At 41.2% G+C, this 15,770-nt stretch carries 19 protein-coding genes; 14 read left to right on the plus strand and 5 right to left on the minus strand.

All coding sequences use genetic code 11. The annotated features are described in order from the left end of the window. The first annotated feature begins 17 nt into the window (after window positions 1–17). Window positions 18–605 (plus strand): genetic competence negative regulator, encoded by a 588-nt coding sequence (locus tag HNQ82_RS01590; protein ID WP_032099910.1) that lies wholly within the window; start codon window positions 18–20, stop codon window positions 603–605. A 27-nt stretch (window positions 606–632) separates the two neighbouring features. Here HNQ82_RS01590 and HNQ82_RS01595 read toward each other — a convergent pair whose 3' ends face one another. Further along, window positions 633–1,319: a PIG-L deacetylase family protein gene (locus HNQ82_RS01595; protein ID WP_183246584.1), complete on the minus strand. Its 687-nt coding sequence runs from the start codon at window positions 1,317–1,319 to the stop codon at window positions 633–635. Between the two features lie 184 nt (window positions 1,320–1,503). On the opposite strand from HNQ82_RS01595, the gene HNQ82_RS01600 reads away from it, so the two are divergent. The 4 genes from HNQ82_RS01600 to bioA all read left to right on the plus strand — a co-directional run bounded on the left by HNQ82_RS01600 (window position 1,504) and on the right by bioA (window position 5,908). Continuing rightward, window positions 1,504–2,769: a Glu/Leu/Phe/Val family dehydrogenase gene (locus HNQ82_RS01600; RefSeq protein WP_035046061.1), complete on the plus strand. Its 1,266-nt coding sequence runs from the start codon at window positions 1,504–1,506 to the stop codon at window positions 2,767–2,769. A 69-nt stretch (window positions 2,770–2,838) separates the two neighbouring features. Next, the gene (locus tag HNQ82_RS01605; protein WP_183246586.1) at window positions 2,839–3,819 is read left to right on the plus strand and encodes a YpdA family putative bacillithiol disulfide reductase; all 981 of its coding nucleotides are present in this window, start codon (window positions 2,839–2,841) and stop codon (window positions 3,817–3,819) included. Between the two features lie 80 nt (window positions 3,820–3,899). After that, complete coding sequence (gene bioD / locus HNQ82_RS01610) at window positions 3,900–4,568, plus strand: dethiobiotin synthase (protein WP_183246588.1); 669 nt, start codon at window positions 3,900–3,902, stop codon at window positions 4,566–4,568. Then, window positions 4,544–5,908 (plus strand): adenosylmethionine--8-amino-7-oxononanoate transaminase, encoded by a 1,365-nt coding sequence (gene bioA / locus HNQ82_RS01615; RefSeq protein ID WP_183246590.1) that lies wholly within the window; start codon window positions 4,544–4,546, stop codon window positions 5,906–5,908. Before bioD ends, bioA begins: the two co-directional genes overlap by 25 nt. 11 nt (window positions 5,909–5,919) lie before the next feature. On the opposite strand, the gene ypeB is transcribed toward bioA, so the two are convergent. The 3 genes from ypeB to prsW all read right to left on the minus strand — a co-directional run bounded on the left by ypeB (window position 5,920) and on the right by prsW (window position 8,918). Then, on the minus strand, window positions 5,920–7,266 hold the full coding sequence (gene ypeB / locus HNQ82_RS01620) for a germination protein YpeB (RefSeq protein ID WP_183246592.1): 1,347 nt from the start codon (window positions 7,264–7,266) through the stop codon (window positions 5,920–5,922). 12 nt (window positions 7,267–7,278) lie between these two features. Further along, window positions 7,279–8,136, minus strand: a complete 858-nt coding sequence (sleB, locus tag HNQ82_RS01625) for a spore cortex-lytic enzyme (protein ID WP_425486230.1) — start codon at window positions 8,134–8,136, stop codon at window positions 7,279–7,281. A gap of 107 nt (window positions 8,137–8,243) precedes the next feature. After that, window positions 8,244–8,918 carry a glutamic-type intramembrane protease PrsW gene (gene prsW / locus HNQ82_RS01630; RefSeq protein ID WP_183246594.1) on the minus strand — a complete coding sequence of 225 codons (675 nt, stop codon included), beginning with the start codon at window positions 8,916–8,918 and terminating at the stop codon, window positions 8,244–8,246. A gap of 138 nt (window positions 8,919–9,056) precedes the next feature. Between prsW and HNQ82_RS01635 the strand changes: the two genes are divergently transcribed. From HNQ82_RS01635 to fni, 6 genes are all read left to right on the plus strand, one after another. Then, complete coding sequence (locus HNQ82_RS01635; protein ID WP_183246596.1) at window positions 9,057–9,716, plus strand: flagellar brake protein; 660 nt, start codon at window positions 9,057–9,059, stop codon at window positions 9,714–9,716. Window positions 9,717–9,769: 53 nt separating this feature from the next. After that, entirely contained in the window at window positions 9,770–9,949 is a 180-nt protein-coding gene (locus HNQ82_RS01640; protein ID WP_183246598.1) for a YpfB family protein, read from the plus strand. Between the two features lie 75 nt (window positions 9,950–10,024). Further along, complete coding sequence (cmk, locus tag HNQ82_RS01645) at window positions 10,025–10,702, plus strand: (d)CMP kinase (protein ID WP_183246600.1); 678 nt, start codon at window positions 10,025–10,027, stop codon at window positions 10,700–10,702. Continuing rightward, window positions 10,702–11,283 carry a 1-acyl-sn-glycerol-3-phosphate acyltransferase gene (locus HNQ82_RS01650; protein ID WP_183246603.1) on the plus strand — a complete coding sequence of 194 codons (582 nt, stop codon included), beginning with the start codon at window positions 10,702–10,704 and terminating at the stop codon, window positions 11,281–11,283. The genes cmk and HNQ82_RS01650 overlap by 1 nt, the downstream gene beginning before the upstream one ends. A gap of 148 nt (window positions 11,284–11,431) precedes the next feature. Continuing rightward, window positions 11,432–12,571, plus strand: coding sequence for a 30S ribosomal protein S1 (gene rpsA, locus HNQ82_RS01655; RefSeq protein ID WP_183246604.1), 1,140 nt, complete (start codon window positions 11,432–11,434; stop codon window positions 12,569–12,571). Between the two features lie 13 nt (window positions 12,572–12,584). Next, window positions 12,585–13,637 (plus strand): type 2 isopentenyl-diphosphate Delta-isomerase, encoded by a 1,053-nt coding sequence (gene fni, locus HNQ82_RS01660; RefSeq protein ID WP_183246606.1) that lies wholly within the window; start codon window positions 12,585–12,587, stop codon window positions 13,635–13,637. A 256-nt stretch (window positions 13,638–13,893) separates the two neighbouring features. On the opposite strand, the gene HNQ82_RS01665 is transcribed toward fni, so the two are convergent. Next, window positions 13,894–13,998, minus strand: coding sequence for a YpzI family protein (locus HNQ82_RS01665; RefSeq protein WP_183246608.1), 105 nt, complete (start codon window positions 13,996–13,998; stop codon window positions 13,894–13,896). A gap of 99 nt (window positions 13,999–14,097) precedes the next feature. On the opposite strand from HNQ82_RS01665, the gene HNQ82_RS01670 reads away from it, so the two are divergent. From HNQ82_RS01670 to HNQ82_RS01680, 3 genes are read left to right on the plus strand one after another with little or no spacing between them, the layout of a single operon-like run. Continuing rightward, window positions 14,098–14,697 carry a YphA family membrane protein gene (locus HNQ82_RS01670; protein WP_183246610.1) on the plus strand — a complete coding sequence of 200 codons (600 nt, stop codon included), beginning with the start codon at window positions 14,098–14,100 and terminating at the stop codon, window positions 14,695–14,697. Continuing rightward, complete coding sequence (locus HNQ82_RS01675) at window positions 14,694–15,590, plus strand: YIEGIA domain-containing protein (protein WP_183246612.1); 897 nt, start codon at window positions 14,694–14,696, stop codon at window positions 15,588–15,590. Before HNQ82_RS01670 ends, HNQ82_RS01675 begins: the two co-directional genes overlap by 4 nt. Continuing rightward, window positions 15,587–15,769 (plus strand): capping complex subunit for YIEGIA, encoded by a 183-nt coding sequence (locus HNQ82_RS01680; protein ID WP_183246614.1) that lies wholly within the window; start codon window positions 15,587–15,589, stop codon window positions 15,767–15,769. Before HNQ82_RS01675 ends, HNQ82_RS01680 begins: the two co-directional genes overlap by 4 nt. Window position 15,770 lies beyond the last annotated feature (1 nt).

Here is a 15,770-nt window from a genome sequence, read left to right on the forward strand (position 1 = left end):
GGTAAGGAGGGATGTTTATGCGGCTTGAACGCTTAAACTACAATAAAATTAAAATATTCCTCACATTTGATGATCTAGTCGAGCGCGGTTTAACGAAAGAAGATTTATGGAAAGACACGTTTAAAGTGCATGAACTATTTCGTGATATGATTGAGGAAGCAAGTGAGGAGCTCGGCTTTGAAATTAACGGGTCGGTCGCTGTTGAAGTGTACTCTTTACCGGCACAGGGCATGGTCGTGATCGTAACGAGCGAAGGTGAGATGACAGATGAGGAAGACGAGTTTAGCGACGATTATATTGAAATGCAAGTAACGCTAGATGAAAGCGATGATATATTTTTCGAATTTCAAACGTTTGAAGATGTCATTCAATTAGCAACACGTCTTTATTCGCTCGGTTGTCATGGCGGCTCGCTTTACAGTTATGAAGGACGCTTTTATTTACATTTTGCTGAATCCGTTATTCCGACAGATGACTTTGTTGCTATTTTGGCTGAATACGGCAGCCCATCCACATTGACGATTTATCGTGTCGAAGAGTACGGCAAAAAATTGATCGCCAACGAAGCGATCGCCCAACTATATAAATACTTTGTACAAAAATAACCTTCGCCCATGCGCGAAGGTTATTTTTTAAAACGGATATGGTGGCTCACTTTCTTTTGACCATGCACGTATAAAGTATTCACGATTTTGAAACTTATGAAACGAGTCATGATGAATAGTCGGGAACACGCGCTCGACAGATAAATGTTGCGTGCGGTGCGCAAGCAAAGCTTCGCGCACTTTTTTTGCTTCTTCATCTGTAAACGTAAAGACGATATCAATGTTTTCGATTGGGTCACCGTAACGGTTCGAACGACCAACGACAGTCACGTAATACAACTGTTCGACAATATGATCCATTGATGTTACTGCTTGATAGGTGGCTCGCTGAATCGCTTGATGGTCTCGATGTCCAGAAATACCATGTGGCGGAAAAGTGACGACAACGGTCGGTTTATATTGTTCAATTATGAGACGAATCGAATCAACAAGTTGTGTTTCATATTCGGTTAGTTTTCCGTCGGGATATGTATCGGTAACGACGTAATCAACACCTAAAATAGTTGTCGCTTGTTGTAATTCTTTTTTACGCACGTGAGGGAGTTGTTCCTTTGTACAAACTGGCGGATTTCCGCATTTTCCAGCATCGCCAAGCGTCGCACTATATACGATCGTTTCGACATCCTCACGCTTCGCTAATGAGGCAAGCAATCCTCCAACCGTAAACGTCTCATCATCAGGATGTGCAAAACAAAATAAAATTCGTTTTTTCATCTTTTTCGCCCCTTTCTATCGTATGTTCATTATATCGCTTTCGTATTGTCATGTGAATGATCGTTTTTTTTTGAAAACGATTACAAAAAATCAATAAAAACTTCTTTGCATATGCGCATAGAAGGTGTATACTATGACATGAAAGGCGGACAATATTTTACAAAAGGTTATGGGAGGTTTACAAATGGTAGCCGAAAAGCATACCAACGAAGAAAAACATGATGTCCTACGAGCAACGCAAATCGTCATACATAGAGCACTTGAAAAGCTCGGATATCCTGAAGAGGTGTATGAGCTGTTGAAAGAGCCGTTGCGCATGTTAACGGTGAAAATTCCGGTGCGCATGGATGATGGCTCAGTAAAAGTGTTTACTGGCTACCGTGCACAGCATAACGATGCGGTCGGTCCAACTAAAGGGGGTATTCGCTTTCACCCGAATGTGACAGAACGTGAAGTGAAAGCACTTTCTATTTGGATGAGTTTAAAATGTGGGATTGTTGATTTACCGTATGGCGGTGGAAAAGGCGGAATTGTATGCGATCCGCGTACGATGTCATTCCGTGAGTTAGAGAGACTAAGTCGCGGTTACGTTCGCGCCATTAGCCAAATTGTCGGTCCAACAAAAGATATTCCTGCGCCTGATGTGTTTACAAATTCGCAAATTATGGCGTGGATGATGGATGAATATAGCCGTATTGACGAATTTAACTCGCCGGGATTCATTACAGGAAAGCCGCTTGTACTCGGTGGTTCACACGGTCGTGAAACGGCAACAGCTAAAGGTGTTACAATTTGTATTCGCGAAGCGGCTAAAAAGCGCGGCATCGACTTAAAAGGCGCGCGTGTTGTTGTGCAAGGATTCGGTAACGCGGGAAGTTATTTGGCGAAGTTTATGCATGATGCTGGAGCGAAAGTCATTGGCATTTCTGATGCATACGGCGGTTTATACGATCCAAATGGTCTTGATATTGATTACTTATTAGATCGTCGCGACAGCTTTGGTACAGTGACGAAGCTGTTTAAAAATACAATTACGAACAAAGAGTTGCTTGAATTAGAGTGCGACATTTTAGTGCCAGCTGCGATTGAAAACCAAATTACAGAAGAAAATGCGCACAACATTAAAGCGAAAATCGTTGTCGAAGCGGCAAACGGTCCAACGACATTAGAAGCGACAGAAATTTTAACGGAGCGTGGCATTTTGATCGTTCCTGACGTTTTAGCAAGCGCTGGTGGTGTAACGGTCTCTTACTTCGAATGGGTGCAAAACAATCAAGGATATTACTGGACGGAAGAAGAAGTGGAAGAAAAACTTGAAAAAGTGATGGTGAAAGCGTTTAATAACGTATATGAAACTGCTCAAACACGTCGCGTCGATATGCGCTTAGCAGCTTATATGGTCGGTGTGCGTAAAATGGCGGAAGCGTGCCGTTTCCGCGGTTGGATTTAATGTTTGCACGAACGCAAAAAATCTCCTATCATTGTATGATAGGAGATTTTTTATTGAGGTGAGCGTCAAGTGAAAAAAGAACAAATGATTATTGTCGGTGGAGGACCGTGCGGATTAGCAGCTGCGATTGCTTTGCAAAACGCAAACTTTTCACCGCTTGTTATCGAAAAAGGAAATATCGTCAATTCAATATATCATTATCCGACACATCAAACATTTTTTAGTTCGAGTGATCGTTTAGAAATTGGTGGTGTACCGTTTATTACAGAAAATCGCAAGCCGAAGCGCAATCAAGCCCTCGCTTATTACCGAGAAGTTGTGACGCGGAAAAATATTCGTGTTCATTCGTTTGAAAAAGTAGAGCGCGTGACGAAACAAGCCAATGGAACGTTTATTGTGGAGACAAGTAAAGATACGTACGAAGCGACATACGTCATTATTGCAACAGGGTATTATGACAATCCAAACTATATGAATGTACCTGGAGAGCATTTGCCGAAAGTGACTCATTATTTTAAAGAAGCCCATCCATACTACAATACAGATTGTGTCGTCATTGGGGGAAAAAACTCAAGTGTTGATGCAGCGTTAGAACTTGTAAAAGCAGGGGCGCGCGTCACCGTTTTGTATCGCGGTTCACAATATTCTTCCAGCATTAAACCGTGGATTTTACCTGAGTTTGACTCGCTTGTGCGTCAAGGTGTCATTACGATGGAATTTAATGCTCATGTGAAAGAAATTACAGAAGATGCGGTCATTTATACAGTAAATGGTGAAGAAAAGAAAATAAAAAATGATTTCGTTTTTGCGATGACGGGATATCATCCTGACCACGATTTCTTACAGAAAATGGGTGTTAACATTGATGCTGAGACAGGGCGACCAATGTACAACCCGGAAACGATGGAAACAAATGTAGAAGGTATTTTTATTGCCGGGGTTATTGCGGCTGGAAATAACGCCAATGAAATTTTTATTGAAAACGGTCGTTTCCATGGCGACTTCATTGCTGCATGTATTGCAAAAAGGGAGAAAAAAGTGTCCGAGTAACGCTCGGGCATTTTTTTTGTTGTTTTATATTGTTAACTATAATAAAATAAAAGTTAACAAATAAAAGGGAGAGGAACATTATGAAAGGTTTTTTCATTACAGGGACAGACACAGATGTCGGAAAAACATTTGTTACCGCTTGCATGTTGCGTACTCTTACCGATAAACGTATACGTGCAACGGCTTATAAGCCTGTGCAAAGCGGAGCGCAATGGCGAGATGGAAAATGGGTTGCGCCTGATGTGGACATGTATCGAAAAGTGATCAATGTGGCTGATGAAGATGGATGTACATATTTACTAAAAACTCCTTGCTCGCCACATCTTGCTGCAAAAATTGATGGGGTCACAATAGAACCAGATCGTATTTTGTTACATATGAGAAGGCTACAACAAACGCATGATTTTGTACTTGTCGAAGGTGCAGGAGGAATTGCCGTTCCGCTCGTTGACGAATCGTTTCTTGTTGCTCATTTAGCTCAGTTGTTATCTCTTCCGATCATTATTGTTGCTCGAGCGAGTGTCGGAACGATTAACCATACGGTGTTAACCGTACAATATGCAAAATCATTTGGTTTACAAATAGCTGGCATTATCATGAACGGCTTTTCTACACCAAAAAATGAAATTGAACAAGAGAACATACGAATGATTGAAGCGATGACAAATATTCCAGTGATTGGTGAAATTCCGCATATGACGAACTTTTTACGAGGTGAAATTGTATGGCGAAAGGAATGGTGGCAATGAACGAGTGGATTGAAAAAAGTAAAACATATTTATGGTTACCATTTACACAAATGAAAGATTATGAGCAACATCCACTCGTCATTGAAAGCGGTGAAGGTATTTTTTTGACAGATGTGAACGGAAAAACATATTATGACGGATATTCATCCCTTTGGTTAAACGTTCATGGTCATCGAAAAAAAGAAATTGACGATGCGATTCGGACTCAACTTGAACGAATTGCTCATTCGACGCTTTTAGGTGCAGCGAATGTTCCTGCTATTGCATTAGCTGAAAAATTAATCGAATGGACGCCAAATCATTTAACGCGCGTGTTTTATTCGGATAGTGGAGCAGAAGCGGTAGAGATTGCGCTAAAAATCGCTTTTCAATATTGGCGGAATATCGGGAAAGATAAAAAACAAAAATTTGTCACGTTGACAAACGGCTATCACGGAGACACAGTTGGTGCCATTAGCGTCGGAGCCATCGACATTTTTCATACCGTATATGAACCGCTTATGTTTACGAGCTATAAAGCCCCATTTCCGCTTGTCTATCGTCATCCAAGCAACGATCCGAACATTGTGCGCGATGAAGCGTTAGAGGCATTACAAAAAATATTTGCCGAACATCATGAAGAAATTGCAGCGATGATTGTTGAAGGGATGATTCAAGGAGCAGGTGGCATGCATGTAATGCCAACAGGGTATTTAAAAGGAGTAGAGCAATTATGTCGGAAATATAACATTTTATTGATTGTCGATGAAGTAGCTACGGGCTTTGGACGAACAGGAAAGCGATTTGCGATTGAGCATGAAGATGTGAAACCTGATATTATGACGGTTGCAAAAGGTATTACTGGCGGTTATTTGCCAATTGCTGCTACATTGACAACTGAAACGATTTATGAAGCGTTTTATGGCGATTATACAGAGTTTAAAACGTTTTTCCATGGACATTCTTATACAGGGAACCAGCTCGGTTGTGCGGCTGCTTTAGCGAACATAGAAATTTTTGAGCGTGAGCGACTGATAGAACAAGTAGAAAAAAAGGCGGCGTTTGTTGCCGAACAACTTGCATCGTTTACTGAGCTCGAGCATGTTGGTGATGTGCGCCAACTTGGACTCATGTGTGGCATCGAACTTGTGCGTGATCGCCAGACACACGAACCGTATCCATGGGCCGAACGTATGGGATATAAAACTACGCTAACGATGAGAGAAAAAGGGATGTTAACACGTCCGCTCGGGGATGTCATCGTCTTTATGCCACCGTTAGCTAGTACATTTGAACAACTAGAAGTGATGATCACTATTATGCGTGACGCCATCATCGAAACGACAGAAAAAAGGGGCTGATTGCTAGCCCCTTATATTTCACCATATATAGGTTCAGGATTTTGAAGTTTTTCTACTTTTTCTTCGATTCCATTTTGTGCATTAATGAAAATGCGGTATGTGTCGTCCCCGAGCGTTCCTAAAAATTCATAGCAAAGTACTTCTTGATTTACATTGTTCATAATAATCGCTTTTCTTTCTTCCATAATGGTGACATTCGGATTCATTTTTTTGCGTGCTTGTTCAATCGAAATCGCTGGTTTTGGAATGGTTCGTTCACGTTTTGACGATAAGTAGTCGCGAGCGGAAAAACCAATAATGTTTCCATCATCTAGTGCGATTTTCATTTTAATTGATTCAGGATAAATACGAACACCGTTTTGTGCTGTAACGAACGTGAGCACAGCGACATGATCATACTGCGTACTTTCGTACAGTTCGAAGTTGTTAAATTTATGTTGTTTTAAAAAGCGAAGCCCGCGTATCGTTGCGTCATTTAAACTGATGTTTTGTTTGTTAACCGGGCGATTTTCAATAACCCAAATCGGATATCCCCCTTTTTCGGTAATATCCATATACGTCTCACTCTTTGTTTTTGGATTTTTAATCGTCACACTATAAAACGCGTCACTCGCTCCTTCTCCGCTATGAACAACTTGTATTTCCTCATTTCCTTCTAGCCCAAGAAATGTTTTTGCAATTTGTTTTGCTTCTTCTTTCGTAATCTTTTTTCCAGAAATATGTTCAAACCCTTTTGTTCGCTTTTCAACGTTTGTAAACGAAGGGCCGAAATCGGTTTCGTTATAAGATTGAACGTTTTTTTCTACCGTTTTAAACCCATCAATAATTGTGTTGTCATTTGGACGGTTGTTTGTCGCGAGTGCCAGCTCAACATCCATCCACCGCAAGTTGTTTTCTAATACGAGATGTTGCACGTTTCGCAACTCTTGTTGAATATCGGCAGACTTTTTATATAGTTGTTGTAATGTTTTATATTCTTCACTATTTAACGGTTGTTTATCCAAATCCCGAATCGCCGCGCGGTAGCTAAATGAACCAATATTAGACAAAAACTCTTCTGTTTTGTTAAAAGGTAAAAGAGAAAGAGGGAGCTGCCCAACAGTTGCGTGCGCTTCCGAGGCAAGACGCCATACTTCCGCAAGCGCTGGTGACAAAGATTGACGGGAGTTCATCGCAAGCGTTGTTCCAATTTGATCGTGAAGCAAGTCAATTTGATACGTTAAATCGTGAAATGCACGTTGATAGTTGTTTTCCGCATGAATCAAAATCGCATTTTTTTGTTGGTGTTCTCGATAACCCCAATATGCTGTGCCAGCAATGCCAATCGATAGAACGGCAATGAGTAAAATTCGTAGCAAAAAACTCCCCTCCTATTTACAAAAAATATGTTTTCCAATTTGTTTAATTTGCGGACGACTCCAAATCCATCCGTTTGTCGCTGTGTTTGGATTGAAATAATATAGCGCTCCACTAGATGGATCCCATCCGTTTAACGCATCAAGTACCGCCTTGCGAGACGTTTCATTTGGGGTGAGCCAAATTTGTCCGTCCGCGACAGCTGTAAACGCTCCTGGTTCAAAAATGACGCCAGCTACTGTGTTTGGAAACGAAGGACTATTGATACGATTTAAAATGACTGCTGCAACAGCTACTTGGCCGATATACGGTTCACCCCGCGCTTCACCATGCACAGCGTTCGCCATCAGTTGTATATCATTTTGAGAAAAGCCATTTGGTACATTTACTGCAGCCGTTTTTACACGTTTTACAGCTGTTTGCTGAGGACTTGCCGTTTTGTTTGCTTGTTTATTTGTTGTTCTCGTTGCAGTTGCTTGATTTTTGGCTTTCGTTTGACGTACCTTGACTTGTTTGCTTAATGGGATGCCACCGTAATGAGTAAACGTGTTTCCTTTTCGTAAATTGCTATGAACAAACGATTTGTAATATTTTGAGGCCCGCACTAATTTTTGCTTTGTCGTTTCTCCGGCTAAACCGTCTACAGGCAATTTAAATTTGTATTGAAAGTTGCGTAACGCCCAATATGTTCGCCAACCAAATACCCCATCAATTTTCCCTCTATAAAAGCCGAGATATTGCAATCTTGCTTGTAGTTCAATGACATCATCACCGACAGCTCCGCGTTGAATGACTTGTTTAGAAAATGCATGCGCCTGCGATGTATAACTAAACGAAAAAATCAAAAATAAACAAATGAACCATTTGCGCATTGTGACTCCTCCCTTGATGTGTAAACAATACCTTTTAACGCTATTTTTTGTCACAATGACGTTTTTATACATAGGAAAAGCAAAATGACATAATAAAAAGCCAAGCGTTACGCCTGGCTTGATGATCGTGCGATCTCTATCGTCATTCCTTTTGCAAGTTTGACTTTTCGTAAAGCGAGCCACCATAAAAAAATCATAAATGGAAGCATGTAGTATATCCAACGTTCTTGTGTTAATAAAATATAGTCATATATGCCATGAAATAAAAATGGGAGAAGGAAAGAAAACCATACATAATTTCTTTGTTTTTTAGGTAACCCAAATTTTGCTTTTCCTAAATAAAAACCCATGATGACACCAAACAATGCATGGCTTGACACAGGTAAAAGCGCACGAGTAACTGCAAATTCCACCCCGTTCGCAAATAAATATAAAATATTTTCAAGCGTAGCGAACCCGAGTGATACACTTACTCCATAAACAATGCCATCATACGGTTCGTTAAATTCCCGATGATCATAAATGGCATAGTAAAATATAAACCATTTAAAAAACTCTTCCAATAAACTTGTTGATAAAAACGCTTCAACAAAAGGGTTTGGTAACATATGTTCAATTTTTAATACGTGCTGGATAAACATAAGCGGAAAGACTAAAAATGCACCATATAAAAACATGCGCAAAACGAGTGATAGCGGTTCGGTTTCGTATTCGTCTCTCAAATAAAAATAACTGAGCAACGCTAGTCCGGGAGCAATGCCCGCAGAAATAATAGCCCACATAAATTCTTCCTCGTTCCCAATTCTTTTCTTTTCATTTTGATGGTATCATGTTATTGTCAAATTGAAAATGCTATGAGGTGTATTTTTCATATACCAAATGGAAAGACGGAAATGTTTTTAGCAAGGGGGATTTACACATTGATTAAAATTGGGGTACCGTTAACGCTTGAACCAAAATATAGCGAACAAATGGAGAAGTATAAGTGTAAAGTAGCTGAAATAGAGGAAGGAAAAATTTACATTGATTACCCAATTGATATGAGCACAAATCGCACAGCTTTTTTGTTAGACGGAACGCAACTAAAAGTCAGTTTTGTCGGCGAGGATGAAGCCGTTTATGCGTTTGAAGCGGAAGTGTTAGGTCGCACAAAACGAAACATTCCGTTGCTCATTTTGTCATATCCAGGGGATCGACACCTTCTGCGTATTCAACGTCGTCAGTTCGTACGTGTTGAAGCGATTGTAGACGTTGCCGTTCATCCTCTCAATGATGAGTTTGCTCCATTTACGACAGTGACAAGCGACATAAGCGCAGGGGGAGCAGCGATTGTATTGCCACATCGCGAAACAGGGTTAAAACACGGGATGACAATTGAAATTTGGCTCGTGTTGCATATGCGTTCAGGGGATTATCATTATTTACGTTTTCCTGCGCGCGTTGTTCGTATATTTGACGAAAACGTCGTAAAAGCATCTTTGCAGTTTTTAGAAGTGAGCGATGTCGACCGTCTCACATTAATTCGTTACAGCTTTGAAAAACAGCTTGAGTTAAGAAAAAAAGAGCAGTTTGACGCATAAATCGATACGTTCTCTCCCATAATAAAATAAACATGACAGAGAGGGAGAAACGAATGAAGACAGTGGAACGAATGTTATGGAAACTAGCAATCATTCAATTTATTTTTTTGCTTATCGCTCAATTTGTCGTCTCTCATTCGTCAATTGCGCCATATGTTGTAAAAGTCGTTCATTACGAAGGTGTCATGAAAAATTCCGTATTAAAAACGATTGAAACATTCGACCAACGATAAGCGGTGTGGTACAATAGAAAAAGCAGGGGCGTTCCTGCTTTTTTGTTGAAAACAAACTGATTCACAGGAGGCATTATGGAAAAGAAACTTTCGATCGCGATTGACGGACCGGCGGCTGCTGGTAAGAGCACGGTCGCGAAACGATTAGCAGAAGCATTATCTTACGTTTATATTGATACAGGAGCGATGTATCGCGCCTTAACATATTGCGCTCTTCAGCGCGGAGTAGATGTTCATAACGAAAAACAATTAATGAATGTACTTCATGATACATATATTGAATTAAAGCCATCGCCAAGTGGACAGCTTGTGTTTGCGAATGGTGAAAATGTGACCGAAGCGATTCGAACGAATGATGTCACAAACAACGTATCGTATGTAGCGAAACATCCAGCTGTGCGCAAAGAAATGGTCAAACGTCAGCGAGAGTTAGGGCAACATGGTGGCGTGGTCATGGATGGTCGCGATATCGGTACACACGTGTTGCCACATGCTGAAGTGAAAATTTTTTTGCTTGCTTCTGTTGAAGAGCGAGCTAAACGGCGCCATCAAGAAAATGTAAAAAGGGGTATTCCGTCTGATTTCGAGCAACTAAAAGAAGAAATTGCTCGGCGTGACCAAATTGATTCTGAACGTGCGGTTGCTCCATTAAAAAAAGCAGAGGACGCAATTGAAATTGATACGACATCGTTATCGATTGATGAGGTTGTCGATCGTATTATGCGCATCGTTCAAGAAAGGGTGGAGGGGTAGTGAGTTTTTACACGTTTGCCCGTACAGTTGTAAAACAAGTGCTTACTCCGCTTTACCGTATTGAAGTAAGTGGGGTAGAGCATATCCCAAAAGAAGGTGCTGTCATTATTTGTGCCAATCATATTAGCAACTTAGATCCGCCTGTCGTCGGCATTACATGTCCGCGCCCAGTTCATTTTATGGCAAAAGAAGAATTGTTTCGCACACCTATTGTTAAACAACTTGTCTCCCGCTTACATGCGTTTCCCGTTCGTCGCGGAATGGGCGATCGAGAGGCATTAAGAACAGGTTTAGCTTTATTGAAAGAAAAAAAAGTACTCGGATTATTTCCAGAAGGAACACGAAGTAAAGATGGAAAATTGAGAAAAGGATTGGCCGGAGCAGGATTTTTTGCGTTGCGCAGCGAAGCCGTTGTTGTGCCTTGTGCCATTGTTGGACCTTATCGGATCGGAAAGCGATTAAAAGTTGTATATGGTGCTCCGATTGATTTCACGCCATGGCGGGAAAGAAAAGCGAGTGCCGATGAAGTGACAGCCGTCATTATGGAACATATTCAACAACTTTTACATGAACATCAATAGTTGTGACTTGACAAAATGAATGTTTTAATACAGATTAGTAAAAAAGGAAGTTTTTTCTTTGTGTCAAATGGACGAGCAAATCGTTGTTCGCCCATTGAACATATATTTCTGTCGTCGAGCAGGTGTGGAGTGTAAGGAGGTATTCACTATGGAAGAGATGAATCAAGTTGATGTGCGTGTCTATGAAGTAGGCGACACAGTGAAAGGTCAAGTAACAAAAGTAGAAGACAAGCAAGTGCTTGTAGATGTCGAGGGAAGCAAGCTAGTTGGTATTATCCCAATTAGTGAGCTATCAAGCCTTCATATCGAGAAAGCAAGCGATGTACTTGCAGTCGGAGATGTAGTGATTGCACAAGTGAAAAAAGTAGAAGATGAAGCCCTTATTTTATCGAAAAAAGCTGCAGATGCAGAAAAAGCATGGGAAGATCTCGAGCGAAAACACGCAAATGGTGAAGCGTTTGATGTGGTTGTAAAAGATATTGTAAAAGGTGGACTTGTGGCGGATGTTGGCGTCCGTGCATTCATTCCGGCTTCGCTTGTTGAAAAAGATTTTGTCGAAGATTTCACAGACTATAAAGGACGTACATTAACTGTGAAAGTTGTAGAGCTTGACCGTACAAAAAATCGCGTTGTTTTATCACATCGTGCGGTTGTAGAAGAAGAACAATTATCGAAAAAGAAAGCCGTATTACAGTCGCTTCAAGTCGGTCAAGTGCTTGAAGGAACGGTGGTACGTATGACCAACTTTGGCGTGTTTGTTAATATTGGCGACATTGATGGTCTCGTACATATTTCCCAACTTGCTCATACACGTGTAGATCATCCGGCAGACGTTGTAAAAGAAGGCGATGTTGTAAAAGTGAAAGTGCTTGCGATTGATGAGGAAAGCGGACGCGTCTCTTTATCAATGAAAGCTGCGCTTCCAGCTCCTTGGGACGGCATTGAACAAAAAATAAAAGAAGGCGACGTATTAGAAGGCACAGTCAAACGTTTAGCCCCATTCGGAGCGTTTGTCGAAGTGTTCCCAGGAGTCGAAGGCCTTGTTCATATTTCCCAAATTTCAACGAAACATATTGGCACGCCGCATGAAGTGTTAAAAGAAGGCGATGTCGTAAAAGTAAAAGTTCTTGCTGTCAGCGAACAAGAGAAACGATTATCATTAAGCATTCGAGAGTTGCTTGAAGATGATGTGCAAGAAGATTATCGTGAATATACAACTTCAACAGAAACGACGACAGGATTTCAAATTGGCGAAGTAATTGGAGAGCAGTTAAAAAAATTAAAATAAAATGGTGATCGCAGTGGAACGTGCAAAACGAAAATTACAACATATTGAATACGCTCTTGCAACAGGACAACGTCGCTTGCACGGGTTTGAAGATATTACATTTGTGCATAATAGCTTGCCGAATATATCCACTGCTCATATCGATCTACAAACAAACATCGGCGAACTTTCATTACGTTCGCCGATTTTCATTAATGCGATGACAGGTGGCGGAGGCGACGAAACGACAAAAATTAACGAGCAGCTCGCCTATATTGCTAAGCAATGTGGCGTGGCTATGGCCGTTGGCTCACAAATGGCCGCTTTAAAAGATGAACGAGAGCGGAAATCATTTACAATTATTCGCAAAGTTAATACGCACGGCGTTGTATTTGCTAACTTAGGTAGTGAAGCGACGGTTGACGAGGCAAAGCGTGCCGTTGATATGATCGAGGCGAACGCACTTCAAATTCATTTAAACGTTGTTCAGGAATTAGTTATGCCTGAAGGAGATCGTAATTTTTGTGGAGCGCTTTCACGCATTGAACAAATTGTTGCTGCCGTCGATGTGCCTGTGATCGTCAAAGAAGTCGGATTTGGAATGAGCAAAGAGACGGCACGAGCGTTAGAAAATGTAGGTGTATGTGCTGTTGACGTCGGAGGCTTTGGAGGCACAAATTTTGCACAAATTGAAAATAAGCGGCGTGAAAAACAGCTTGTGTATTTTAACGAATGGGGAATAACGACGACAGCATCGATTGCGGAAGTGGCGTCCGAAGTGCAGCGTATAAGCATTATTGGAAGCGGAGGAGTACAACATGCCCTTGATGTCGCAAAATGTATTGCGCTCGGCGCCTCGGCGGTAGGAATGGCTGGTTATATGTTGCGCTTGCTTATTGAACAAGGCGTGGAAGCATTAATTGCAGAGGTGGATCAATTGCACGATGATTTAACGCTCATTATGACTGCACTTGGCACTCCTACAATTGCTCATTTGCAAAAAGCGCCCCTCGTTATTACAGGAAAAACGCATCATTGGTTGCGCGAACGCGGCGTCGACACGACTCGTTATAGTCAACGCTCATGAAAAAAGGTGTCCCGAAAAAAAGACGGGGCACCTTTTTCACAAGATAGGAAAATATAAAATTTAGGTGGAGCGTTGTCCAGTTCCAAGCGCCATCGGCTCGATTCACATCGCCCCCTCTTTCGGAAGCTAAGCCTTCTCGGTGGGGCTTGCGAGATCTTCGCGGAGCCAAGGATGGCGACATTTCGCCGTTGCCCGCAGGATGAGAGCGACCTTTAGGCGAAATGGGGGCGCTTTGCCCCTTAGCACGTGTAGATGTTTATGCTTCTATTTTTGTGCTCCCTTTAAAATTTTTCGCTGGATCACGATCTGATTCAACGCGACGCGATTGCTTTAACTTCTTCTCTTGGCGATCTTTCCCCATCTACATCCCTCCTTGTTTTTTATTTTGTCCGTTCTCTTTTTTTACATGCAGAGATTAAATTTTTAAAAATAAGACATAATGGAAAGTGGAGGTGTGACGGTGGAAGGAGGTTATTTTTATTGGATTTCCTGGTTTTTATGGATTGTTTACACATTTTTTGCCCCGAAAAATCGCGTTCGCCTATCGATTTGTCTATATGTTTTATTGTTAATTACACTATCTATTCATGAGGTAACGATTTTTTCGTTTCACATTTCACTTACTTACATACTTATGCTCATTGGTAGTTACTTTTTCGTAATGAAACAAAAGGGAGCGACATTCGTTTATTTTGCATTCGCAAGTGCAAGTTTGACCATGTTGTATGCCGCATTTCATTTTCTATTATTGTTCGACCCGGTTTGGGTGTTTATTGAAGCGAGATGGTTACTAGCTTTCGCACTTTTGTTTGCATTGTTTGCCTTCTATCGCTCATTTTATGATCGCTTACTTGTGTTGACAGTCGGGTGTTGTCAAGGTGATTTTTTATATGCATTTGTGTTAAAACAATTTTCTTTTCCTCATTTGATCGGTTCCCTTTCTTTTTTAGATGGCTGGGCGTTAGCAACAGCATGTTTATTTTTATGGAAATGGCTTGAACAATTACCTATGTATATCGATGGACGATTTCAAAAGCGGGCAAAGGAGGTTAAGACGTGAACGAATATACGTATCCGATTTTATTTGGCGTAACGATTGGTTTATTAACGAGACTGTATTTATTAAAAACAGACTACCGTCAATATCCGACTTATTTACACGGGAAAATTATTCATATTGCTTTAGGGTTTATTGCAGCTGGGCTCGGAACGATTGCGGTCCCAGCTATTATGGAAAAAGAGTTTGCAGCCATTACATTTTTAGCATTAGCTGCCTCTCAGTTTCGCGATGTGCGCAACATGGAACGAAATACGTTAAATGAGCTTGATCAATATGAACTCGTCCCGCGAGGCAAGACGTATATTGAAGGAATTGCGATCGTTTTTGAAGGGAGAAACTATTTAGTTATTTTTGCATCATTTTTAAGCACGTTTGCTTACTTAGTTTGGAACGTATGGCTTGGGCTTGTTGCGGCTGTCATTTCATTTATCGTTGCGCGCAAACTAATGTCCGGTAGTCGGCTTGGGGATATTGTCGAAGTGGAATACGTGAAGCCACATTTTAAAGGAGCTGGATTGTATGTCGACAATATTTATATGATGAATATCGGGTTAGAAGCACGGCGCGAAGAAATTTTACGATACGGCATGGGATTTATTTTAAAACCGAAAAACTTTAACGCTCGCTCAACCATTGCAAATCTCGGACAGCGCCAAGCGATTTTGCATGATATTTCAACGGCGTTAGGTGTGTATCGCGATTCCGGCACACCAGCGCTTGTACCACTTGCTAAGCGCGATTTGGATGATGGTCGAGTCGGCATTTTCATTTTACCTCAAGAAAAAGATGTCGAAAAAGCTAAAGCGATCATTCGTAACGTACCGACGTTAGAAAATGCGATTCGCATGCCAACGAAATCCGAAACGAATCGAGCAGGGAAGGTGTTAAGATGACTGTAGAAAAAATAATTTTAGCTGTCATTACGACGTCACCACATAAAGTGGCTGGCGGGATGACGTTCGTTTGTGAAAATGATGAAGAAATGCAGCGCATCGCAGCCAATTTAGAGGCGATTTTAGACGGCATTGCTCACGCATTAAGCGACGATTTGCTCATTATTGTGAAACATTGAT

The organism is Anoxybacillus tengchongensis (genome assembly GCF_014201585.1).
Taxonomy (GTDB): Bacteria; Bacillota; Bacilli; order Bacillales; family Anoxybacillaceae; genus Anoxybacillus; species Anoxybacillus tengchongensis.